This window comes from Dyadobacter sp. CY343, from assembly GCF_021390335.1.
Lineage (GTDB): Bacteria > Bacteroidota > Bacteroidia > Cytophagales > Spirosomataceae > Dyadobacter.
This window is the reverse complement of record NZ_JAJUXK010000004.1, coordinates 875,615-898,601: the sequence shown is the minus strand read 5'-3', so window position 1 is coordinate 898,601 and position 22,987 is coordinate 875,615. Positions and strand designations below refer to the sequence as shown.

At 46.6% G+C, this 22,987-nt stretch carries 21 protein-coding genes; 13 read left to right on the top strand and 8 right to left on the bottom strand.

The window, feature by feature from the left end:
• Genes LZG94_RS15815 through LZG94_RS15805 form a run of 3 tightly spaced genes read left to right on the top strand, consistent with a single transcriptional unit; the run spans position 1 to position 4,718 of the window.
• The gene (locus tag LZG94_RS15815) at positions 1–1,302 is read left to right on the top strand and encodes a hypothetical protein (RefSeq protein ID WP_233792815.1); all 1,302 of its coding nucleotides are present in this window, start codon (positions 1–3) and stop codon (positions 1,300–1,302) included.
• Positions 1,303–2,331, top strand: a complete 1,029-nt coding sequence (locus LZG94_RS15810) for a DUF4249 domain-containing protein (protein ID WP_233792814.1) — start codon at positions 1,303–1,305, stop codon at positions 2,329–2,331.
• Positions 2,331–4,718: a carboxypeptidase-like regulatory domain-containing protein gene (locus tag LZG94_RS15805; protein WP_233792813.1), complete on the top strand. Its 2,388-nt coding sequence runs from the start codon at positions 2,331–2,333 to the stop codon at positions 4,716–4,718. The genes LZG94_RS15810 and LZG94_RS15805 overlap by 1 nt, the downstream gene beginning before the upstream one ends.
• Here LZG94_RS15805 and LZG94_RS15800 read toward each other — a convergent pair whose 3' ends face one another.
• Complete coding sequence (locus LZG94_RS15800; protein ID WP_233792812.1) at positions 4,719–5,507, bottom strand: SDR family oxidoreductase; 789 nt, start codon at positions 5,505–5,507, stop codon at positions 4,719–4,721.
• 138 nt (positions 5,508–5,645) lie between these two features.
• On the opposite strand from LZG94_RS15800, the gene purH reads away from it, so the two are divergent.
• From purH to LZG94_RS15785, 3 genes are all read left to right on the top strand, one after another.
• Positions 5,646–7,181 (top strand): bifunctional phosphoribosylaminoimidazolecarboxamide formyltransferase/IMP cyclohydrolase, encoded by a 1,536-nt coding sequence (purH, locus tag LZG94_RS15795; RefSeq protein ID WP_233792811.1) that lies wholly within the window; start codon positions 5,646–5,648, stop codon positions 7,179–7,181.
• Positions 7,182–7,241: 60 nt separating this feature from the next.
• The gene (locus LZG94_RS15790) at positions 7,242–8,138 is read left to right on the top strand and encodes a hypothetical protein (RefSeq protein WP_233792810.1); all 897 of its coding nucleotides are present in this window, start codon (positions 7,242–7,244) and stop codon (positions 8,136–8,138) included.
• Positions 8,139–8,297: 159 nt separating this feature from the next.
• Positions 8,298–9,917 (top strand): sodium:solute symporter family transporter, encoded by a 1,620-nt coding sequence (locus LZG94_RS15785; RefSeq protein WP_233792809.1) that lies wholly within the window; start codon positions 8,298–8,300, stop codon positions 9,915–9,917.
• Between the two features lie 66 nt (positions 9,918–9,983).
• Here the strand turns inward: LZG94_RS15785 and LZG94_RS15780 are convergent, their stop codons facing one another.
• Both LZG94_RS15780 and LZG94_RS15775 read right to left on the bottom strand, forming a co-directional pair.
• Complete coding sequence (locus tag LZG94_RS15780; protein ID WP_215234495.1) at positions 9,984–10,430, bottom strand: peptidylprolyl isomerase; 447 nt, start codon at positions 10,428–10,430, stop codon at positions 9,984–9,986.
• A 132-nt stretch (positions 10,431–10,562) separates the two neighbouring features.
• On the bottom strand, positions 10,563–11,315 hold the full coding sequence (locus LZG94_RS15775) for a lytic transglycosylase domain-containing protein (protein WP_233792808.1): 753 nt from the start codon (positions 11,313–11,315) through the stop codon (positions 10,563–10,565).
• 473 nt (positions 11,316–11,788) lie between these two features.
• Here LZG94_RS15775 and glp point away from each other — a divergent pair, with 473 nt between their 5' ends.
• The 6 genes from glp to LZG94_RS15745 all read left to right on the top strand — a co-directional run bounded on the left by glp (position 11,789) and on the right by LZG94_RS15745 (position 16,295).
• The gene (gene glp, locus LZG94_RS15770) at positions 11,789–12,979 is read left to right on the top strand and encodes a gephyrin-like molybdotransferase Glp (protein WP_233792807.1); all 1,191 of its coding nucleotides are present in this window, start codon (positions 11,789–11,791) and stop codon (positions 12,977–12,979) included.
• A gap of 32 nt (positions 12,980–13,011) precedes the next feature.
• Positions 13,012–13,251 (top strand): MoaD/ThiS family protein, encoded by a 240-nt coding sequence (locus LZG94_RS15765; RefSeq protein WP_233792806.1) that lies wholly within the window; start codon positions 13,012–13,014, stop codon positions 13,249–13,251.
• 8 nt (positions 13,252–13,259) lie between these two features.
• Positions 13,260–13,709, top strand: a complete 450-nt coding sequence (locus LZG94_RS15760; protein ID WP_233792805.1) for a molybdenum cofactor biosynthesis protein MoaE — start codon at positions 13,260–13,262, stop codon at positions 13,707–13,709.
• Between the two features lie 138 nt (positions 13,710–13,847).
• On the top strand, positions 13,848–14,753 hold the full coding sequence (moaCB, locus tag LZG94_RS15755) for a bifunctional molybdenum cofactor biosynthesis protein MoaC/MoaB (RefSeq protein ID WP_233792804.1): 906 nt from the start codon (positions 13,848–13,850) through the stop codon (positions 14,751–14,753).
• Positions 14,754–14,775: 22 nt separating this feature from the next.
• Positions 14,776–15,768 carry a GTP 3',8-cyclase MoaA gene (gene moaA, locus LZG94_RS15750; RefSeq protein WP_233792803.1) on the top strand — a complete coding sequence of 331 codons (993 nt, stop codon included), beginning with the start codon at positions 14,776–14,778 and terminating at the stop codon, positions 15,766–15,768.
• Between the two features lie 110 nt (positions 15,769–15,878).
• Complete coding sequence (locus tag LZG94_RS15745) at positions 15,879–16,295, top strand: hypothetical protein (protein ID WP_233792802.1); 417 nt, start codon at positions 15,879–15,881, stop codon at positions 16,293–16,295.
• Positions 16,296–16,351: 56 nt separating this feature from the next.
• On the opposite strand, the gene LZG94_RS15740 is transcribed toward LZG94_RS15745, so the two are convergent.
• Genes LZG94_RS15740 through LZG94_RS15730 form a run of 3 tightly spaced genes read right to left on the bottom strand, consistent with a single transcriptional unit; the run spans position 16,352 to position 19,092 of the window.
• Entirely contained in the window at positions 16,352–17,542 is a 1,191-nt protein-coding gene (locus tag LZG94_RS15740) for a glycosyltransferase family 87 protein (protein ID WP_233792801.1), read from the bottom strand.
• Between the two features lie 10 nt (positions 17,543–17,552).
• Positions 17,553–18,479, bottom strand: a complete 927-nt coding sequence (locus LZG94_RS15735; protein ID WP_233792800.1) for an alpha/beta hydrolase — start codon at positions 18,477–18,479, stop codon at positions 17,553–17,555.
• A 25-nt stretch (positions 18,480–18,504) separates the two neighbouring features.
• Positions 18,505–19,092: a hypothetical protein gene (locus tag LZG94_RS15730; RefSeq protein ID WP_233792799.1), complete on the bottom strand. Its 588-nt coding sequence runs from the start codon at positions 19,090–19,092 to the stop codon at positions 18,505–18,507.
• A gap of 108 nt (positions 19,093–19,200) precedes the next feature.
• Between LZG94_RS15730 and LZG94_RS15725 the strand changes: the two genes are divergently transcribed.
• The gene (locus tag LZG94_RS15725) at positions 19,201–22,284 is read left to right on the top strand and encodes a PVC-type heme-binding CxxCH protein (protein ID WP_233792798.1); all 3,084 of its coding nucleotides are present in this window, start codon (positions 19,201–19,203) and stop codon (positions 22,282–22,284) included.
• Between the two features lie 53 nt (positions 22,285–22,337).
• On the opposite strand, the gene LZG94_RS15720 is transcribed toward LZG94_RS15725, so the two are convergent.
• Positions 22,338–22,754 carry a hypothetical protein gene (locus LZG94_RS15720; protein WP_233792797.1) on the bottom strand — a complete coding sequence of 139 codons (417 nt, stop codon included), beginning with the start codon at positions 22,752–22,754 and terminating at the stop codon, positions 22,338–22,340.
• A 19-nt stretch (positions 22,755–22,773) separates the two neighbouring features.
• Positions 22,774–22,959: a hypothetical protein gene (locus LZG94_RS15715; RefSeq protein ID WP_233792796.1), complete on the bottom strand. Its 186-nt coding sequence runs from the start codon at positions 22,957–22,959 to the stop codon at positions 22,774–22,776.
• Positions 22,960–22,987: the final 28 nt, after the last annotated feature.

Here is a 22,987-nt window from a genome sequence, read left to right as displayed (position 1 = left end):
ATGAAAAAGTTACGCTCCATATTGTTTTTGCTGAGTGTAATTTTTAGTTCTTGCGATGATGACTACGCGCCGATCGGTGTGGAACAGAAAGTAGATATTCCGCACGCGATTGTTTCTGTGGAGCAAAACAGATCTGCGTCGCAGGCTGATATAATCTTAAAAATCCCCCAAACTGAAACTGAGACATTTCAGCTGGAAATGTCCAATAGTAAGGGTGCAAAAATCCTCCTGGTCTCAGGTACAAATGAGGTAACGGGTAAATTTGTTCTACGGAATTTCACTTCTACCGGACTGGTTGCCGGAGAAACGTACAAACTGCAACTTACCTACACCGATTCGCAGGGAAATCCTATTGTCACTTCGAGAAGTTTTGTTTCCAAAGCGGCTGCGAACTGGAAGCGGCTGCCACATATTCCGGTTGCCAGCGGCGATTTTACAGGAGCCGCCGTACTTTCTCCACTCTACAATTCTCAGCTGGCCGTATTTCGTTACCAGGATGCTGAAAATTGGAATATCCTGAAATTTATAAACGGTCAATGGGAAAGTTCTGAAACTCAGAAACCGACGCCCCGGCATAATGCAATCGCATTTCCACTTAGTCAGGTGGGCGGTCGGGAGTTGATATTCATGGGTTTCGGTTACATCGACGATGATAAGTTGCCTGGCAAGAAAGCATATCTGAATGATTTTTGGTGGACTATGAGCTTCTATTATATCGGTCAGCATTCAGGTGTTGTTTTTCCCCTTTACGAAGGAATAGACAGGGATGTGAAGTTTTTTCTGACTTTTGACAAAGCCTATTTATTAAAGGAAAATAGCAATGGAAGTATGTGGTCGCTGGATATTAGTTGGGACCAGAAAATATGCGCGCCGCTTCCTGAAAAAACGGGCAAAATCGCAGCGTTTACTATTGGAGATATTGGTTACGTGGTCAACCAGTTGCCTGGTACCGCACCACATCTTTACGCCTATTCACCTGAGAAAAACACGTGGGTCCGCAAGGCAGATTTCCCCGGAAAAATGCGCGATCTGGGAGTTGGTTTTTCGGCAAAAGGAAAAGGTTATTTTGGCTTAGGCATTGATAATGAGGGAAATGGGTTGCGTGACCTGTGGGAATATAATGCCGAAAAGAATACCTGGGTTATGCATTCCGAATACCCGGGGCAGGGAAACAGATTGCTTGTTTCGTTTTCGGCTGGGAATAAGGCTTACCTGGGCTGGGGATACGAGTCGCGTCAACTTGATGGAACTGCCGCGAAACAAATAGTAGGGTGCACTGATTTTTGGGAATTTAATCCATAAATGAAACTTAGACTTTTACTCCTGCTTTTACTGGCGGTTATTTCCGGTTGTGTGGATGAAGTACAGCTTCCTGCACGATCGGTAGCGTCGCGGCTTGTGGTAGAGGGACTTGTTACCAACGAAAAGCCGCCCTATACAGTTAAATTGACATTCACCGGGCAATATAACTCATTGATTTACGGACAAAACGAAATTCCTGTCACTGGCGCGACTGTCAGTATCACGGAAATTGGCGGCCGGACTGTAACACTTTCGCAAGACGCACTTACACCTGCTTATTATTGGATGTATGACTCTACGTTTGTTGGTCAGTCGGGCAAAAGCTACCAGCTGAAAATCATATTACCCGGCGGAGAAACCTACATTTCAGAGCCCGAACTCCTCAATCCGGTTTCGGAGATTGATCGCATTTATGCCGAGTACCGGCCGCGGGCCGATGCCGAAGTTTACACACCGGATCACTATCAGATTTTGTTGGATACCAAAGATCCTGCCTCGGCGGGAAATTACTATCGCTGGTCGGGTTACGGTTATGTGCCGCGGCTGTCGACGGGCGAGCCTATTGGTTTTGGATTTTGCTGTAAATGGTGCTGGGTGCCGGTTTATGGTTCGAGAAGTGAAGTGCTTTCGGACGTACTTGTGAATGGAAATAACATCAGCAGGCGGCCGATCATGCTATCGCCGGTTTACTATGTGGGCAGGCATTATATTGAAGTCCGGCAATATTCGCTCACGAAATCAGCTTATCAGTTTTGGGTCAAATTCGAAGAACAGCGCAAGCGTACCGGCTCGCTATTCGATCCGCTGCCTGCTTCTATTGAAGGGAATGTACACCGCGAGGACGACGCGAATGTATTGGCGCTGGGCTATTTCGGATCGTCGGGGGTGAGCACGCGCAGGCTGACCATACCCGGTGATACCTTGAATGCAGCGAGAATTGAGATTAAATACGGGGATGTTTTTGTGGAAGACGGCAACTGCCAGCTTATTTATAATCAAGGGCAACTTAATCCTCCGGCCAACTGGTGATGGAACGCGGCTGCCACATATTAACCCAAACCGTAACCAGGAGACTGGCGTTTTCAGCGATTTTGCTGCTCATGCCATTTCTTTCATTTGCACAAAATTGGGTTTTGAATGGAAAAGTGGCGGACTTAACATTCGGTACTCCCATCCCAAATGCGTCAGTGATTTCCCGCGCATCCAAAGCCAATGCAATTTCAGATAGTACGGGTAATTTCACGATTACCTTAAAGGCTGGCGAACAGCTAATCACCATATCTTCCGTCGGTTATTTTCCCAAAAATCTAAACATTACCTATAAAGAGATTCTGGCGGGCGTGGATGTAAAGCTTGCGCCTGAAACGAGAGAGTTAAAAGAACTGATCGTGAAAGAAAAAGCGCCGGACGAAAATGTGCGGTCGAGCCAGATGAGCGTCGCGCGGCTTGATATTAAAAACCTTAAAAATATCCCTGTCGTGTTCGGGGAAGTAGATATTATCAAAGCGCTCACCTTGCAGCCGGGCGTGAGTACGGTCGGGGAGGGTACCTCGGGTTTTAATGTACGTGGCGGCCGGACGGACCAGAATCTCGTACTTCTCGACGGCGCGCCTTTGTTTAATACCTCGCATTTGCTTGGTTTCCTGAGTAATGTAAATGCCGACGCGATCCGTGATGTGACTTTATACAAAGGCGATATTCCGGCGGCTTACGGCGGTCGGCTTTCGTCTTTATTGGAGATCAATACGCGCTCGGGGAACAAGGAGCGGGTGAATGTTGCTGCCGGCGTGGGATTGATGACGGCAGGTATAACAGCCGACGGTCCGCTTACGAAAAACAAACGACTGACTTTTCTGGCAGGCGGCCGCGTCGCATATCCTAATTTGCTGATCAAACGTTTTCCCGAACCCACTAATCAGAACAAAGCCTTCTTCTTTGATCTTAATGCAAGATTATCTTACGAAATTTCAGAAAACAGTGTGCTGTCAGCGACGGGTTATTATAGTCACGATTCATTCAAATTTCCGGAAGATACTTTGTACGGATGGAAATCTACGGCGGCTACATTGAATTGGAACAAGCAGATTAACAAGTCGTTATCATTTCAAGCTGGCGCTAATTTGAGCTACTACACATTTAATCTGGAAGGTATTTCTCCCACCAATGAATACCTTTTTCAATCGGGTATCCGGCAGTATAACGGACATCTGCGCGTGCTTTGGACACCTTCGCTCGCGCACAAGCTGGATGCCGGGCTGGACTTTACACATTACCAGTTAGCACCAGGCAACCTTTCTCCCAGGAAACAATCGAATATCACGGATATCGACCTCGAAAAGGAACAGGCAATAGAGCAGGCTGCGTACGTTTCTGACGAATGGAGCCCGTTGTCGTGGATTTCTGTGAGCGCGGGTCTTCGTTATGTTTATTTCAAAAATTCAGGTCCGGGTACTGTTTATGAATATCAAAACGGCGTTCCGCGCACGGAAGAATCTATTGTGGACACGCTGACTTATGGAAAAGGGAAATCCATTTCAAACTTCGGCGGCTTGGAACCGAGACTTTCTGTGCGGATTAATACAGGGAAGACAAGCTCGCTGAAAATGAGCTATACTAAAACCAGGCAATACCTGCATTTAATCTCCAATACCACGGCCATTTCGCCAGTTGACTTTTGGAAGTTGGCCGATGATTTCGTGCCGCCGCAAAGTGCCGAACAACTCGCGCTGGGATATTTTCGGAATTTCAATGATAACACATTTGAAACGTCCGTGGAGATTTACCGAAAGCGGCTCAGTAACCTGGTTGAATATAAAAATGGCGCTACCTTATTATTGAATCCTGCGCTGGAAACGGACCTGGTACCGGCGGTGGGGAAGGCTTACGGGATTGAGTTCAGTATTCAAAAATCAAAAGGTATATTGACCGGGCTGGTATCCTACACGTACAGCCGGACTTTCGCGCGGGTGCAGTCTGGGTTTGCAAGTGAGCAGATCAACAAGGGAGATTGGTTTCCCGCGACGGTCGATCGCCCCAATTCGGTCAGCATTTCAACCCAATGGAAATGGAAGAGGGGGTGGACTTTCGGGACTAACTTTGTGTACATGACGGGCCGCCCCATCACTTTCCCCGACGGTACTTACCGGCTTAATGATGTCGTAGTGCAGGATTATTCGCAGCGCAACCTCGATCGCGTGCCCGATTATCACCGAATGGATGTTTCATTCACGAAAGATACCCGCGTCGCTACCGACCAGCGACGCTATTCGCTCTGGTCATTCTCGCTCTATAATCTTTACGCCAGAAAAAACCCCTATTCAATCTACTTCAAACAATCCGGAACACGGCTGGTGAGTTACAGGCTCTCCGTTTTTGGGACAATTATTCCTTCTATTAACTGGAAATATCACTTTTGACTACATACTCTCCGTTCTGCCGCCATCAACTGGCAAATTAACGCCATTGATACTCCCGGCGGCGGGGCTGCACAGGAATGCAACTGCGGCGGCGGTTTCTTCGGCTTTCGCAAATCTCCGGGTCGGGATACTCGCTGCCATTTCGCGGGCAACTTCTTTGGGTGACTGATTCTGCGCCTCGGCACGCATTTCCAGCACAGAATATAGGCGGGCCGTTTCGGTATACCCGGGCAATACATTATTTACCGTAATCCCGAACTGTGCGATTTCAAGCGACAAAGTTTTAGCCCAGCTTGCCACCGCGCCACGGATCGTATTCGAAACGCCAAGCCCGATAATAGGTTGTTTGACAGAAGTACTGATGATATTCACAATGCGCCCGTACCCTTCTTTTTTCATCGAAGGCAAAACAGATTGGACTAAAAACTGATTGTTGATCACGTGCATCTGAAAGGTTTTCAGAAACTGATCAGTCTCTGCTTCTGCGATCGGGCCGCCCGAGGGACCGCCGGTATTATTCACCAGAATATGTACATCCGGGCAAAGACGAAGGTAGTTTTCGATTGCTTCTTTCACCTGTTCATGGTCAGAAAAATCGGCCACTACGTAACGGTGCAACTGCCCGGCCGAATCATCTAGGGTTTCTACAACCTCTCTCAGCTTCTCTTCATTCCGCGCAACGAGCGTCACATTTGCGCCGAGTAATGCAAGCTCAATGCCCGAGGCCAGACCAATACCCTGCGTGGCTCCGCACACAATCGCCGTTTTTCCTTTGAGATCCAGGTTCATATTATTTCAAATTTTAAGGTCATATTAGTTTAAATAACCGCTTCGATTTTAGCAGTTCTGACTTCTAACTTCGCACATTTTTAGGCTATCTTTGCGGTTTATTTTCAGTCAAGAGAATCTTACAGTTAACATTTTACAATGTCTAAAAAAATTCAATCCGCACTTATTTCTGTGTATTATAAGGACGGACTAGAACCTTTGGTTCGCCTCTTGCACACCAATGGTGTAAAATTATACTCAACCGGAGGCACGCAGACTTTCATCGAAAATCTGAATATCCCTGTTACCGCAGCCGAAGAACTGACAGGTTATCCTTCCATTTTCGGGGGCCGGGTAAAAACACTGCACCCTGCAATCATGGGCGGCATTTTGTATCGTCGCGACGACGAAGGTGACGTAGCGCAGGCGGCGCAATACAACATTCCTGCGATCGATATGGTGATCGTGGACTTGTATCCGTTTGAAGAAACGGTTGCCTCAGGAGCAAGTGAGGAGGATATTATTGAAAAAATAGATATTGGTGGTATTTCGCTGATCAGAGCGACAGCCAAGAACTTCAAAGACACCTTGATAGTCTCTTCCCGCGAACAATATGCGGAAGTAGTCGAGCTGCTTACTGCCAAAGCGGGCACTACTGACCTGGAAGACCGCCGCTACTATGCAGGTCAGGCATTTGGTGTTTCCTCGCATTACGACGGAGCGATCAATCGTTTTTTCACCGCTGACAAAACAATTACAGATAAGGCACTTTTTGACTTTACTTCACTGCAATCGCAAACTTTGCGCTACGGCGAAAACCCACATCAGAATGCAACCTATTACGGTGATCTGGAAGGTATTTTTGAGAAATTGCACGGTAAAGAGCTTTCTTATAACAACCTCGTCGATGTGGACGCGTGTGTGAACCTGATCGACGAATTTCAGGACGCGCAACCAACATTTGCGATCATTAAACATACCAATGCGTGCGGAATTGCCACTGCGGCCACAGCCAAAGCAGCTTACGATAATGCATTGGCCTGTGACCCGGTTTCTGCATTTGGAGGAGTGGTGATCACGAATGCGAAAGTTGACCTCGCGACGGCGGAGGAGCTGAACAAGCTTTTCATGGAAATCCTGATCGCGCCGGAATACGAAGAAGAAGCGCTGCAACTTTTGAAATCTAAGAAAAACCGGATTTTACTAAAAAGAAATACAGTTGAGCTGCCGCAGATCATGTTCAAGACGATCCTGAACGGGGTTTTGGTACAGGATAAAGATCTGTCGACCGAAGTAGCTTCCCAATATACCACTGTCACCGAAAAGGCACCGACCGAGCAGGAGCTGACTGCGATGGAGTTTGCATTGAAAGTTTGCAAGCATACCAAGTCTAACACGATCGTTTTGGCCAAAGAAAACCAACTTCTGGCGAGCGGTACCGGACAGACTTCCCGCGTGGATGCATTGCGTCAGGCAATTGAAAAAGCGAATGCGTTTGGTTTTGATCTGAATGGCGCGGTAATGGCGTCGGATGCATTTTTCCCGTTCGCGGATTGTGTTGAAATCGCGCATAAAGCTGGAATTACGGCGGTAGTACAGCCAGGAGGCTCTATTCGAGACAAAGATTCGGTAGCTTATTGCGATGCCAACGGACTTTCAATGGTCACAACCGGCATTCGTCACTTCAAGCATTGATTTTAATGCCACGAATACGCGAGTATGTCAGGATTAAATTCGTGATTTATTCGTGTATTTGTGGCATATTCAGTTAAAGCATTTCCTTTGAAAGATAATCGGTTACCGGCGCGCGCATTACGGACTGTTAAAGTGATCATAGCGCTGCTATTCGTGTTGCCGGCCAGCCTTTTCTTTCTCTACCCACAGATATTCTACTGCGAACTGATCGGGCTTTCCGGGTTCCATGAAAACGGTTTGGTTTATTTCAGTCCCGAAATCAGTCCCGCTTCCTACAAAAAGCTGGGCGCCGCTATTAAAAAATCAGAAGCGAGGGTCGACTCTTTTTATTCAGGCAAAAAATCCTCTCCAAGAATTATCATTTGCAGTAACCTGCAACAATACCAGCGCTATTGCAGCAGTACCGAAGGAGCGGGCTGCAGTGTGGGCACGCCGTGGGGCAACAGCTATGTGATCCTGAATGCACAAGGCGCAAATATGGACGTTATCGCGCATGAAATGAGTCACATCGAGCTGCTTAAAAGAGTAGGTTGGTGGAAAGTGACCAGCGATATTCCGCAGTGGTTTAACGAAGGCGTGGCATTAATGCTTGACAAACGTTTCGTCAATAATCCTGATCCAGCACTTAAATACCTCGATTATATGGACGAATGGATGTATTATACAGGAGGAGGCCAGGAGATTCTCGAACTGGAAGAGATTACTACGATCAAGGAGTTTTTTAACGGCGGACAGAAAAAAGTAATGCTGGCTTACATGTCGGCGGGAATGGAAGTAGCTTACTGGCAAACGCTTTCGGGGGGGGACGGAATGCAGAAATTCATAGAAAATCTCAGCGCGGGAAAATCATTTGAAGAAGCTTATCTGAATGCAGAAGATGAAAAGTTGAGAAGGTATTTCAGGAGGTTGCCGCCAAACCCGCTCCGGTTGCAGGTTTCTGAGAAAAAATCAGACTAAGGCTTCGTAGTAAAAAGCTTGTCGCTATATTTATATATCGGACTTTAAATACAGTTAAGCCCACTTTCGGGCAATTCCCTCTTGTACTATTTTCGGAAAATAATGTACCTTTCGATTTAAACTGACAAACCTCATTATTCATCACTTTTATACTTTGCAATGCAAGAATTACAATCCCTTGATTACATCGTTTTTTTCTTCTATTTCATACTTGTCTCCGGTTATGGTTATTGGATTTACCAGCGAAAAAGGTCCGGTGTAGAATCGACCAAAGATTTCTTCCTTGCAGAAGGTTCGTTAACGTGGTGGGCGATCGGAGCTTCGCTTATCGCTTCCAATATTTCAGCAGAACAATTTATCGGAATGTCCGGAAACGGATTTTCAATGGGGCTCGGTATTTCGACCTACGAATGGATGGCAGCAGCAACTTTGATTATAGTCGCTGTTTTTTTTATGCCTATTTATTTAAAGAACAAGATTTACACGATGCCACAATTCCTGAGCTCCCGCTACAATCCGACCGTGAGTTTGATCATGGCGGTATTCTGGCTGGCGCTGTATATTCTGGTCAATCTGACTTCGATTCTGTACCTGGGCGCATTGGCGGTTTCAGGTATTTCAGGGCTTGATTTTCAGTTCTGTATGATCGCGTTGGCGGCTTTTGCGATCATTATTACGATCGGAGGAATGAAAGTGATCGGTTATACCGATGTAATTCAGGTGTTCTTTCTGGTGATCGGCGGTCTGGCTACTACCTACCTGGCGGTTAATCTGGTATCTGCAACGGATGGAATGGAGGGGATTACGGCCGGTTTTAAGCTGATGCGTGAAAACCACGATGATCATTTTCATATGATCTTTCCCAAAAGCAGCCCGTTTTATATGCAGCTTCCTGGCTTAACGGTGTTGCTGGGTGGTATGTGGATCGTGAACCTGAACTACTGGGGATGTAATCAATATATTACGCAACGTGCATTGGGGGCGGATTTGAAGACGGCCAGAAACGGTATTCTTTTTGCCGCGTTCTTAAAGTTATTAATGCCGGTTATCGTGGTGTTGCCAGGTATCGCTGCTTATGCATTGTACAGCAAAGGAATGTTCCAGAAAGAAATGCTGGGCGATGATGGTGTGATTAACCCGGATATGGCTTACCCTGTACTGCTGAATCTTTTACCTGCTGGTTTAAAAGGACTTTCATTTGCCGCATTAACCGCAGCAGTTGTTGCTTCTCTTGCCGGAAAAGCAAATAGTATCTCGACCATTTTTACACTCGATATATTCAAAAATTATATTGGTAAAGATGCAAGTGAAAAAACACTGGTAAGGATCGGCCGTATTGTGGTTGTGGTTTCTATGATCCTGGCTATCGTCGTTTCTCCTTATATGGGAATTGATAAAAAAGGTGGTTTCCAGTTTATTCAGGAAATGACAGGTTTGTTATCACCGGGTATTTTCGCCTCGTTTATTATGGGCTTCTTCTGGAAACGGACGAACTCGGCAGGCGCATTATTCGCGATCGTGGGTGGATTCCTGATTGCATTGGCGATGCATAACAACTTTTTCCCATTCGCAGACTGGACCCAGGTTCCATTCCTGGATCGCATGGGAATCGTGTTCCTGATCTGTGTGGTGGTAATGGTTATTCTTGGATTGGTATTGCCGGATGAGAAAAAAGGACTGGCAATTGATTCCTCGATGTTCATTCCGCACCGCAGCTTTATCATCGGTGCCGTGATCGTAATCGGGATGATAACTTTCCTTTACGCTTATTTCTGGTAGCAGATAGCATTATAAAAAAACCTGCCTGGAAATATCCAGGCAGGTTTTTTTATTTAAGAACAAAAATTAAGCTTCTTGCTCTTCGATAATCGTGATCTTCTGGATCTTGTCTCCCTGACGCAGCAGGTCAACAGTATCAACACCTTCAACCACTTTTCCGAAACAAGTGTGATTACCGTCAAGGTGCGCAGTATTATTGCGGCTGTGACAGATAAAGAACTGAGAACCACCTGTATCACGTCCCGCGTGTGCCATTGAAAGTACACCGCGATCGTGGTATTGGTTACCGCCAGAAAGCTCGCATTTAATTTTGTAACCAGGACCTCCACGGCCAGTTCCGGTAGGATCGCCGCCCTGAACCATAAAGTCAGGAATCACACGGTGAAAAATCAATCCATCATAAAAGCCTTTTTTAGAAAGGTCAACAAAGTTTTTCACTGTTCCCGGCGCGTCTGCATCGTAAAACTCGATGAGCATAGTGCCCTTATCAGTGATCATTTCCGCTTTTGTCATGTTCAGAAGAATATTAGATTTTAAAAATTAAGCTGGGTGGCCAGCCTTTTAATTGGGGTACTGGTGCTATAAAACACAAAGAAAAGGAGAATGAGTCCTTTTCTTTGCATTATCATAAATAAAAGATATTACTCAGGAATCCGTGGCAACTTTCGCCAGATCCAGTTCCGCTTTTTTCTGTTCGGATTTAAAGTCAGTCAGGCGCGTGAGCACCTCTCCCGAGCCCCATTCCTTACTTCTTTCCGGATTGGAGAACCACTCTTTTACAGCCAGTATCTTATAAATGTACTTGGCAGTTTCCGAGTTCAGACGTAGCTTGAAGAAATCGTCTTTGTTTTGGGAATCCATTCTGTTCTGAATGTGTGTCGGCCCCGCATTGTAGGCAGCAGCTACAAGAGTCCACGAGCCCAATTGGCGGTGCAATTCGCGCAGGTATTTGCCGGCAGCATGCGTGGATTTCACGAGGTGCTTGCGGTCGTCCCTGTTTTCATTTACTACCAGACCAAGATATTTTGCTGTGGAAGGCATAAACTGCCAGTATCCTCCGGCGCCTTTGTGTGAAGTAACTTCGTTACTCATTGCGCTCTCGATGAGCGGGAGGTATTGAAAATCGGCTGGTACTCCGTACTTTTTAAGAATAGGCTCAATAACGCGCATTCTTTTTTGGGTCTTTGTCATCAGCTTACGAAAGGTAGGATTATCGTAATTTCTGATCATGTTCTGGTATCGCTCAGCAATCCGAAGCTCCGATAACGGGATAGCTTCTCCACAAAAGTCAATAGCAAGAAGATCTGAATCAATGATTGTTGTTTCTTTCAGCTCCTTCTTTTCCACTTCCACCTCGCTCACAGGATCTGTCCCCATTAATGCGATTGAGAAAGCCATAAAGATAAGTTTAATCATTCATTTTGTATTTCGTGAAACATATTACTAGGCTGTAAGCCGGGGTGCAAAGATAACGGAATTGAATTTAAAATATTTCAATACTGGGTAAAAAACTGATTTTCAATAGGTTAATCATTTTAATATAGCACAAAACAAAGGGAGCTGCATTTTGCAGTAACCTTCGTTGTCAATCAATTTGCTTGTCAATCTTCAAACTCCTGAAATTTTAGTCGGCTAATACAGGTGATCGCCAAACGTAAAATTCTATGCCAGATATGATTTTAGTAAGGGGTGAAAATTTGGATGTGCCATTTTTGAGCTGATATTCAACTATTTAGCAGAATAATTGTCTGTATAGAATTAGTACTAAAATGTTATAAAGTTCAGTTTTTGAAGATTTTGTACACAAACTGCCCATCAGAAAGCTTTTACAGGGCCTAATATTTTAACTTGCATTTCTTCATTCTAACGATATGGTTACAGTAAACGAGGCGAAGCATTTAATCGTTACCCAGGCGGCGATTTTGCCAACGGAAACGCGCAAACTGGGCGATTCTGTGGGGTATGTGCTCGCTGAAAATCTCAATGCGCCCTTATCCCTGCCGGCATTCCGGCAGTCTTCCATGGATGGTTACGCGATCCTGCATTCGGACATCGCTGCTTTCGGTACCGGACTGACGTTGAAGGGTGAATCCAAAGCCGGCCAAACGGACCTGGAAATCCTCGATTCTGGTTTTGCAATGCGCATTTTTACCGGCGCCCCTGTACCCGACGGGGCCACTGCGGTGGTGATGCAGGAGCATACCCGCATTGAAAACGGGAAGGTTTTTATTGATGAGTTTCCGGTGCCTGAGGGTAAGAATGTGCGACGGATCGGCCAGCAGATTATGGCCGGGACTGTTGCATTAACTGCCGGAACCTACCTTTCGCCCGGCGGTATTGCGTTTTTACAGGGATTGGGGATTACTGATATTCAGGTATACAGAAAACCGAAAATCGGCCTCCTGGTCACAGGAGACGAACTCTTGAAGCCGGGAGAAGTGGTGGTCCCGGGTAAGATCTTTGAATCTAACTCCGGAATGCTAGCGGCGGCTTTGAAGCAGGAGGGGATCGGGGAGGTAGAAATAAGCTACGCTGCCGATGATCTCCACGCGACCATTGAGGCGCTTGGAAAACTTGTGGAAAAAAACGACATAGTGCTGGCTTCCGGCGGAATTTCGGTTGGCGATTATGATTTTGTAGGCGAAGCAATGCATTCGGTAGGTGCGGAAACGGTTTTTTACAAGGTCAGACAGAAACCCGGCAAGCCGCTGCTGTTTGCAAAAAAAAGCGAAAAGTTATTTTTCGCCTTGCCCGGGAATCCTGCATCCTCTCTCGTGTGTTACTATGAATACGTGCTGCCGGCGATCCGTAAAATGACAGGTAGGACGGATTTATTTTTGAAAGCATTGCAGCTGCCGATTAAATATGGCTATGCATTCGACGGCGAGCGGGACGAGTTTTTGAAAGCTTCCATAGCAGACGATCATGTAATTCCGCTCGACGGACAGGAATCGTTTTCCATTCGCTCATTTGCATTAGCCGATGCGATTATTTATCTGCCTGTGAGTCAGAACAAAGTTGCGGCAGGGGATTTGGTAGAGGTGCATTTGCTGCCTTTTTAAGATATTCAGATTAGATATCGAACCGAAAATATATGGGTTTGCACGTGCAGTATTACGGAATGTTGGCGGAGGTAACCGGGCAGGCGGAGGAAAACTGGCTGGAAGACGGTCGGCTTACGGTAGGTGATTTTCGCAGGCTGGTTACAGATAAGTATCCTGAGCTTCTTGGGAAAAAATTCAAAATTGCAGTGAACCGGCGGATATCCGAAGATAGCTCGCCCATTGATCCACAATCAGAAATAGCACTTCTTCCACCGTTTGCGGGAGGATAACAGCAGGTATGGAAAAAGAACACAAGCCCAGGAAAGTATTTGTCGAAGGGCCGATCAGTCCCGATTTTATAGCGAAATCAATCGCAAGTCATCAATCCAAAACAAACATAGGCGCACACGCGATCTTCCTCGGACAGATCCGCGCCGATGAAAAGGAGGGCGGCGTGGTTTCAGGAATTGAATATACCGCCTACGAAGAAATGGCAAACGACGTTTTCCACGAAATCCGCGAAGCTGCTTTTGCCAGATTCGAACTCACTTGTCTGCATATTTACCACAGCCTGGGCCTCGTTCCAACCGGAGAAATCAGTTTGTTCGTATTCGTTTCGTCCCCACACCGCCGCGCCGCGTTCGAAGCGTCGGAATTTATAGTAGAGGAAATCAAAAACAACGCCCCGATTTTTGGAAAAGAGTTGGTGGGAGAAGGAGGGGATTTTAGGTGGAAGGAGAATAGGTAGAAGGGAGGAAGGGAGGAAAGGAGGAAGGAGGAAAGGGAGAAAGGAGGAAGGGAGGAAAGGACGGCCGGCGAAGGGAGGAAAGGGGAATTTTGCTGTCACCCTGAGCGCAGCCGAAGGGCAATCATTCAAAATTAAACAATGGTCGATATTACGCATAAGGCTAGTACACTTCGGATTGCGACTGCCCAGGCGGTTGTTCAGGTGAGTAAGGTGGAAACGATCGAGGCGATTACTAACCGGACTGTTCCGAAAGGTGATGTATTTGAAATGGCAAAAGCGGCTGGTTTTCTGGCTGTTAAAAAAACGCCCGACCTGCTTCCGGATTGTCATCCGATCCCGATTGAATATACTGCGGTCAGCTATCGCATTGAAGGTTTGGAAATTGTCATCGAGCTGATCGTCAAAACGATATACAAAACGGGCGTGGAAGTGGAGGCAATGCACGGTGCGTCAGTGGTCGCATTGACGATGTACGATATGCTCAAACCGATCGATAAAGGAGTGGAGATTAAGAATATCAGGTTACTCGAAAAAAAGGGTGGGAAAAGCGATCGTAAAGCCGCTCCTGGTGATTTGAAAATTGCAGTACTGGTTTGTTCAGACAGTATTTCAAATGGAAATGGGGAAGACAAATCCGGTAAAAAGATCATCGAAAAACTGGAAGCCTTCCATCTTTCAGTTGCAGATTATGTAGTAGTACCCGACGACAAGATCACAATCCAGCAGCAGATATTGCAGTGGACGAACACGGGTTATCAAATGATCCTCATTACGGGCGGAACCGGTTTGTCACGCAGGGATGTTACACCGGAGGCAGTGGCGGAACTGATCGATCGCGAAATACCCGGAATTGCAGAGGCAGCGCGTAGTTATGGTCAAGATCGAATTCCTACTGCCATGCTCTCCCGATCAGTCGCCGGTTTTTCAGGAGATACGCTGGTTTTGACGATGCCGGGAAGTACCGGTGGTGTTACAGAATATATCGATGCGCTGTTTCCGCATATTTTGCATGTTTTCAGCGTATTAGAAGGCGCTAAGCATTGATTTTTTTAATATAAAATCCTAAATGTCACAACCTATTATAGATACTTTCGGGCGCAAGCATACTTATCTGCGGATTTCGCTGACGGATAAGTGTAACCTGAGATGTACCTATTGCATGCCGCAGGAAGATATGCAGTTTATGCCTTCCAAATGGTTGATGCAGGCAGACGAGATTCGCACATTAGCGGAGATTTTTGTAGAAATGGGTGTGGAAAAGATCCGGCTGACAGGCGGGGAGCCGCTGATCAGGAAAGACGCGCACCGGATTATTACAGAGCTGGGCCAGTTACCTGCCTCGCTTACTCTCACAACCAATGCAGTTTTCATTGATCAGTTCATTCCTGTCTTGAAAGAGTCGGGCGTTAAGTCGCTGAATGTGAGTTTAGATACTTTGCGCGAAGACCGGTTTAAGGCAATTACAAAACGCGAGCATTTTGGAAAAACGCTTGGCCATATCCGGCTGCTTTTGGCGCAGGGTTTTGTGGTAAAGATCAATATGGTGGTGATGCGCGGGATTAATGATGATGAGGTCAATGATTTTGTCAGGTTAACGATTGACGAACCCCATCTCCACGTCCGCTTCATCGAATTTATGCCTTTTAAAGGTAATCAATGGGATATGTCAAAAATCGTGTCGCACGCGGATCTGTTGACGCAGATCAGTACCGAATTTGATTTTGACGCAATACAACCTGAACAAAATGACACCGCCCGTCGCTACCACGTGAACGGAGCCGGTGGGACTTTCGGCGTGATCAGTACCGTTACCCAACCCTTCTGCGAAGGCTGCAATCGCATTCGCCTTACTGCCGATGGTAAGCTGAAAAACTGCCTTTTTGATACGACCGAGGCGGATTTACTCACGCCGCTGCGTCAGGGCAAAGATGTGCGCGAATTGATCCACCAGCATTTCTATAAAAAGCATTTCGCCCACGGCGGGCACGCCGGCTTTTCCGAGCAGCAGGCCAAGTCTGAATATGAGACCAACCGCGAGATGATCGCGATCGGCGGCTAACCATTCAACACGTTTTTTTTCCGTTCAAGTAACCCGTGCAACAATGCGCGGGGGGCGATACTCATTGGGGAAACTCGATGATCTCTCAATTACCAAACCTTCGGAAAGCCATGAAAAATGTGATGAAAACAATCGCCGCGCTGACATTCAGCGTTTGCCTTCTTAACCAACAAGCATTCGCCATTGACCCAGTTGAAGTCAAAGCGGAATGCAAGAATAACACGTGTGAAAGATTTAAGATAGGCATGTACCGTGTCCGCAACACGGAAACGATGAACCTGCTTCTTGAAAAAGAAAGAGGCGAACGCTTATCGATTAGAATAATGGATTTCAAAGGCAAAGTTCTGCACGAAGAATTAGTGAGCAGGTGGGCGACCAAGTTTGGCAAAAAACTGAATTTCGCAGCAATGGAAGATGGAAACTATACGGTGGAAGTTTCCAATGATCATGAAAAAATAGTTAAGAATATCTTTCTTTCAACCGACGAAGTACGCGAAGTGAGCCGGTTGATGATGAGTGCAAATTAAGGTTCGGATTGGCGCGTTACGGAATCTTGCCGCAGGACTTCCGTAACGTCCTTTCATTAAATCAGCTCTTCCGCTTCTTCAAATTTCCGTGGTAGCAATTGTCCCCAGAGCAGGTGGTAAAGCAATTTTACCCACACCAAAATACAAGGCACCGCTTTCCCCACATACGGTTTCATCCATTCATTTCTGATAAATTTTGGGAACAGATCGGTGGGCGAGAGGATGGTGAAAATCAGGGTAAGTATCAATAAAATGTAATTTACACGCGACGGAACCTGGGCATAATACCAGAGCGCGACGCCGGTCACCGCAATGATAAATGTGGGCGACTCCGCGCGGTGGTTGAATATCACCACCCAAATCAGCACGGACGCCAGCATTAATATCCGGAAAGTGAAATTGGCGTAAGCTTTTATCCTTAATAAGGGAATGCAAAACAACAGCGCACCGGCTACACTCACATAAGTTTTATTCATTTCAAGACCAAACCACGTTCTCAACCAGCCGATTACGGAGATTCCGTCAGAGATCGAGTGGTCGTTGGAAAGCAGATTTCCCCAGCTTTTATACAAAAATAAAAACTGCTCCCAGTCAACTGCTACCAATGGAAAAATCGTAAAAATGACAACCCAGAAAGCGGTGGTGTAAGTCAACTTCAACTTATCAGGATACAATAAATATAGCGCCAGCCCGACTATCCCGAACAGTTTAATATAGATCGTCGATACCAGGCAAAACGACGCCAGCCAATAGCTTCTTCTTTCGAGTGCGCCGAAAGTGAATAGGAGTAATCCGGCGATCAATGCATTACTCTGTTCATTCTGAGTGGCTGTGAGCATTTCTACCACCATAAAAACGAGTATCAATCCTTTCGTCCGAACATCAAATTTTGGGAGATAATAGACGGAATAGAGCAGCACGACCACATTGAGGATGTTCCAGAGCGAAAGTCCGAGCACGTCGGGCATCAGTCCGAAAATGCCAAAAAGGATCGCGAAGGTCGGGCTGTATTTAAACAGATCACCCTGTTCGTCGAGGTATTCAATATACAGGTCTTTTCCTTCCAGAAAGTGAAAAAAGGACTGCTTGAAAATGATGTAGTTATTATAAGCTGTGTAATGCCTCCCGCCCTCTACAAACGTTTTCAATGGCGAAAAGTAAGATTGCAGGCTCGCGAAAATGGCGATCGCGAGGAACAAAAACAGCAGGTACTTCTGATTGGATAAAAAACGGTTCAGTGCGGTCATTTCAAATATACTACTTCATATAACCCATCGCTTTCAGCCAGCCTTCCAGTGCGGCGGGCCAGTTGGCAAGAGAACCTTTTCCTTCGGTGCGCATGCCGTAACCGTGGCCGCCTTTCGGGTAAAGGTGCATTTCGGCAGGAATTTTTTTGTTTTTTAATGCAAGATAATATTGAATACTGTTTTCGACGGGCACGCCGGTATCGTCCATCGCGTGCACCAGGAATGCGGGCGGGGTTTGGTCACTTACCTGCATTTCGTTACTGTAATACTTGATCAATTCTTCCGATTTTTCTGAACCCAGCAAATTGTCGCGCGAGCCGCCGTGGGAAATGGTCGGCTGGAAAGAAATCACCGGATAAAGCAGAATAGAAAAATCAGGTTTTGCGTCGGGAGTAGCTTTCGGGCCCATATTATGGTGAGTGGAAAGCGTCGCCGCCAAATGCCCGCCAGCTGAAAAGCCCATTACACCGATTTTATTTTTGCCGATATTCCATTTGCCTGCGCCTTCGCGGACCAGTTTCATCGCCTGCATCGCGTCCATTAATGGTACTTCATGCTGGTGTTCCATCGCTTTTGCATTGGGCAAACGGTATTTTAATACAAATGCTGAAATACCGCGGTCGTTGAACCATTTGGCAAAATCACTTCCCTCGTGGGAAGCCGCCAGGATACCATAACCGCCTCCGGGACAAATCACAACAGCCGCGCCGGTCGCTTTTTCTTTCGGTGCAATATAGGCAGTCATTGTAGGAACCGTAACGCCGCTGATCCGGAGAATGCCACTCGCGTCTGTCTCTGATTTTTCCTGAATATCACTGGATTTAAAATTGGGGACTTTGCCTTCCGGCCAGAGATTGATCGTTTCGTTTTGTGCCATGGATTGATAAGAAAGTGCGCACAGGCTCAGGACGGCAATACTATGGAATATTTTTTTCATATGAGGTTTTTATATCTGTTAAAGGTCAGGGTTTTGCGGGGTTGATCATAATATGTGCCCGGTGCGTGCCCGGGTCCATGATCCAGGGCATTCCAGGAACGTCCGGTTTGAGCGGCAGCCCGGAGCTTTCGGCCGTCGCAAATGGAATATACACGACGTAGCGTAAGTAGCCGTTTTTAAGCGTGCCGGCAGCCTCATCGTAATTATCTTTCGTGCCTGAAAGCACAAATAATGTCGAAGATTGTTTCGGCATTTTCAGTGTACCGTCTTTTGCTTCTTTTTCTCTTATATCAAAAATCGCCTTCGCATTCTTGCCTTCTTTCGTCAGCACGCGGCCGCGTTCCATGAATGGTTCAAGATCGGCGTGGTAGCAGGAAACGCCAATGTCGTCCTTTTTCGGATCGTCGGCAATGCACACGTAATCATTTGTACCATCCCGCAATACCTTGAACGTTCCGTCAGCCGAATAGCCGTAGACCTTCGCGCCGGCCTGTTTTTCCGACGGAGCAGCGAGTACCGCCGTCTTAATCTGAATATCAGGTGAAAGGATTTTCTGAGCAGCCGCCGGAAGTGCCAGTGCGACAGCTATTAAGGAAAAAAAAGTCTTGTTCATGATAGTAAATGACAGGTGGATTGGCTCTTATTACTTTAAAAATAGCAATCTTTAATTTAAGAATAGCACAATTCGGTCCTGCTTTCCCGACCTATATTATTTCACCTCATGAACTTCAAAAAATCACTGATACTATTTCCGGCAGGCTGCCTGTTGGCTGGCCTGCTGGTCGCTACTTACCAGCGTACCAATCCAAGTACTTCACAAAGTGCCGCGCTCGACAGTCTTTATAAGGATCTGACCGAAGAGCAAAAAAGGTCTCCTAAATATGCAGTAGCGGGACTTTCCGTGACAAACGGACTCGAAGCTTCCCTGTTCGCATCGGAGCCTACTATTACGAATCCGACTAATATCGACGTAGATCACCTGGGCCGTGTGTGGGTGTGTGAAGCTTATAATTATCGCCCAGCGATAAACGGGAATCCTACCAATAATGAAGGCGACCGGATTGTGGTGCTGGAAGATACCGACGGTGACGGAAAGTCCGATAAGACCAATGTTTTTTATCAGGGAAAAGAAATCAATGCGCCGCTTGGAATTTGGGTGATGGGCAACAAGGTAATTGTTTCTCAAAGTCCGTACGTGTGGCTTTTTACGGATGAAGACGGTGATTTAAAGGCAGATAAGAAAGAAGTGATATTCGAAGGACTGGGTGGCGAGCAGCACGATCACGGCATGCACGCATTCGTTTTTGGGCCTGATGGAAAGTTGTATTTCAATTTTGGAAATGAAGGCGGCCAGTTGCTTGACGGGAAAGGCAAGCCGGTTGTTGACAAAAATGGTCAGGAAATTGATTTCAAAAAGCTGAAACAGGGAATGGTTTTCCGCTGCGATCCTGATTTCAAGAATATCGAGGTTTTGGGAAATAATTTCAGGAATAACTATGAAGTGGCTGTGGATAGTTATGGTACCATGTGGCAGTCAGATAATGACGACGACGGGAACAAAGGTGTGCGGATCAATTATGTAATGCAATATGGCAATTACGGCTACACCGATGAGGTAACCGGCGCAGGCTGGCGGGCTAACCGGACCAATATGGAAGATTCCATTCCGCAGCGCCACTGGCATCTAAACGATCCGGGTGTGGTCCCGAATTTGTTGCAAACCGGCTCGGGTTCACCCACAGGTATGGTGGTTTACGAGGGTAAGTTACTTCCAAAGGAATTTTATGGTCAAATGATCCACTGCGAGCCGGGACATAATGTTTTGCGTTCCTATCCGGTTGAAAAATCGGGCGCAGGCTATACAGCTAAGATCGTCAATATCGTCGATGGAAAGAGAGACCAGTGGTTCAGGCCGAGTGACGTTTGCGTCGCTCCCGATGGTTCGCTGATCGTTTCGGACTGGTACGATCCGGGCGTAGGTGGTCACCAGGCTGGCGATCAGAAAAGGGGAAGAATTTATAGAGTTGCGCCTGCAAATGCACCTTACCGGTTCAAAAAGGCAGATTACTCAACTACTGCCGGCGCGGTGGAAGCATTGCAAAGCCCTAACTTATCGGTGCGTTATCAGGCGTGGAATACATTAAATGTAATGGGCGAGAAAGCAGCTCCGGCTTTGGAAAAGCTATTTAAGGACAAAAATACAGATTACAGAATGCGGGCCCGGGCGCTCTGGGTTTTGAGTAAATGGCCTTCATCAGCCGAAAAGAACATTGATCTGGCTGTAAAAGACACGAATCCTGACATGCGCATCGCCGGGCTGCGCGCTGCGAGCGAGGCAAAAGGGCTGGACGTTTTGGCTTATATTAAATTATTGGTAAAAGATGCTGAGCCGCAGGTCCGTCGGGAGTGCGCATTAATATTGCATCACAACAAATCCGCTGGTTCTCCCGCATTGTGGGCGGAACTGGCGCAGCAATATGACGGAAAAGACCGCTGGTATCTTGAAGCACTCGGTATTGGTGCTGATAATCAGTGGGATTCGTTTTTTAGCGCCTGGGCAGCAAAAGCGGGCAGTAACCCTATTGCCACGCAAGCGGGAAAGGATATTGTATGGCGGTCGAGAGGAAAAGAATCTTTATCATTGTTAGCCTCGCTTGCGGGTGACTCCAAAGCAGACCTGAAAAGCAGGTTGCGCTATTTCCGTGCATTTGACTTTAATCCCGCAGCCAATGAGAAATCACTAGCACTGCTTCAAATCATGAAAGGCTCCGGTAAGGATCAGGACAAAGTGAATGAACTCGCATTGAGGCATTTGGATCCGGGTTTTGTAAAACAAAATGCAGAAGCGATGGCGTCGCTCCAAAAACTACTGGATAGCAATTACGGAACACCCGCATATTTGGAACTGGTAGCGAAATACGAGCTGAAATCCGAAAACCAGCGTCTGCTTGATCTGGCAATCAAAGAAACTTCCAGCCGCACGGGTCCGGCAGCCGCAGCCCAGCTGATGAAGCAGGGCGGGGGAGAATTGGTTTGGAAGACGATCAAAGGAAGCGATATCGCGAAAAGCGAAGCGATCCTGGCTGCTCTCAGATCGGCCGGAAGTAAAGAGTCACTGGATATATTGAGAGAGGTAGCCACCACAGAAAGTTACCCGATCGCGCAGCGCACGGTGGCGGCAAGGTCGCTTGGCGGCACGATGAGCGGCGAGGATCAGGTTTTGGTTTTGCTCAAAGAAGGAAAATTGACTGGTGATGTGAAGGTCGCTGCCGTGAAGGGACTGAGCGGCGCGTGGCGGAAAGCGGTTAAAACAGAAGCCGCTAAATACCTGGAAGGCAGCGTAACCACAGCGCGCCGCCATCCTGAAATGAAGGAGCTGATCGGTATGAAAGGCGACGCGGCAACAGGCAAGCAGGTATTCGGTACCTATTGTGCAGTATGTCACCAGGTGAATGGGGAGGGAATGGATTTTGGCCCGAAACTGTCGGAAATTGGCAGTAAATTGCCAAAAGAAGCGCAATACGCCGCTATTTTTGAACCAAGTGCTGGTATTGGTTTTGGTTACGAAGGTTTCGAGGTTACATTCAAAGATGGTTCGGTGATAACCGGCATTGTAGCCAGCAAAACAGAAACCGACCTGATATTGAAATTTCCGGGAGGCTCGACGCAGGAATATAAAATGTCGAAAGTAAAATCAATGAAGCAGCTCAAAGAATCCATGATGCCGGCTGGCTTGCAGGACGCAATGACCACAGACGAGCTGGTCGGGTTGGTTGATTATCTGAGTGGTTTGAAGAAGAAATAAAATAGAACATGGAGCAACACTATCAATTGCTCCATGTTTTTTTATAGAGGGGTTTATCCCTTGTAGGGTACTGCCTTAATAAGCCTGAGACCATTTAACTGACTGATATTAAGAATATTCTCCTTCGGAATAATTTGTCGATTGATCCAATTATTGATCACCATCGTGTTTTTAAGCCCAAATCTTCGGCAATATTCTTTCATAGTGACCCACTCACTCAGCGGGTATTTACGACCGTCAATCTCGATATTGATATTCGCATCTTCATATTCTGCTATCAGCTCAGCTGCTTTTTGGCGCGACTCTTTTGCTTTCAGCATCATTTCATCGCCTTTGGAAATCATCACTTTCCTTATTTCGGAACGTTCACTTTCCGTCGCTTTTGGAAAATAGTCGAGACATTCTTTGCTCGCCGATTCGTAATCTTCCAGGCTGCGTGCTTCACTTAATCTCTTAATAAGGTCTTTCATTGAGTAAATTTTTAGGTTGCTAGATCGCTTTCAATATTTCCTTCAACTTTTCGATCACACTATCAATTTCATTGATCTCATCCAGAATCCGGTCTCTTATCGCATCTGTCAATACTCCGGTCGCTTTGTAATTATGCAAAGTGATCTTCAATGCACCTCTTCTGATCAGATGTTCCGCTATAAGCTGCTTGATCTTTTCTTTCACAATATTGATAGACGTGGAAGATCCAAAG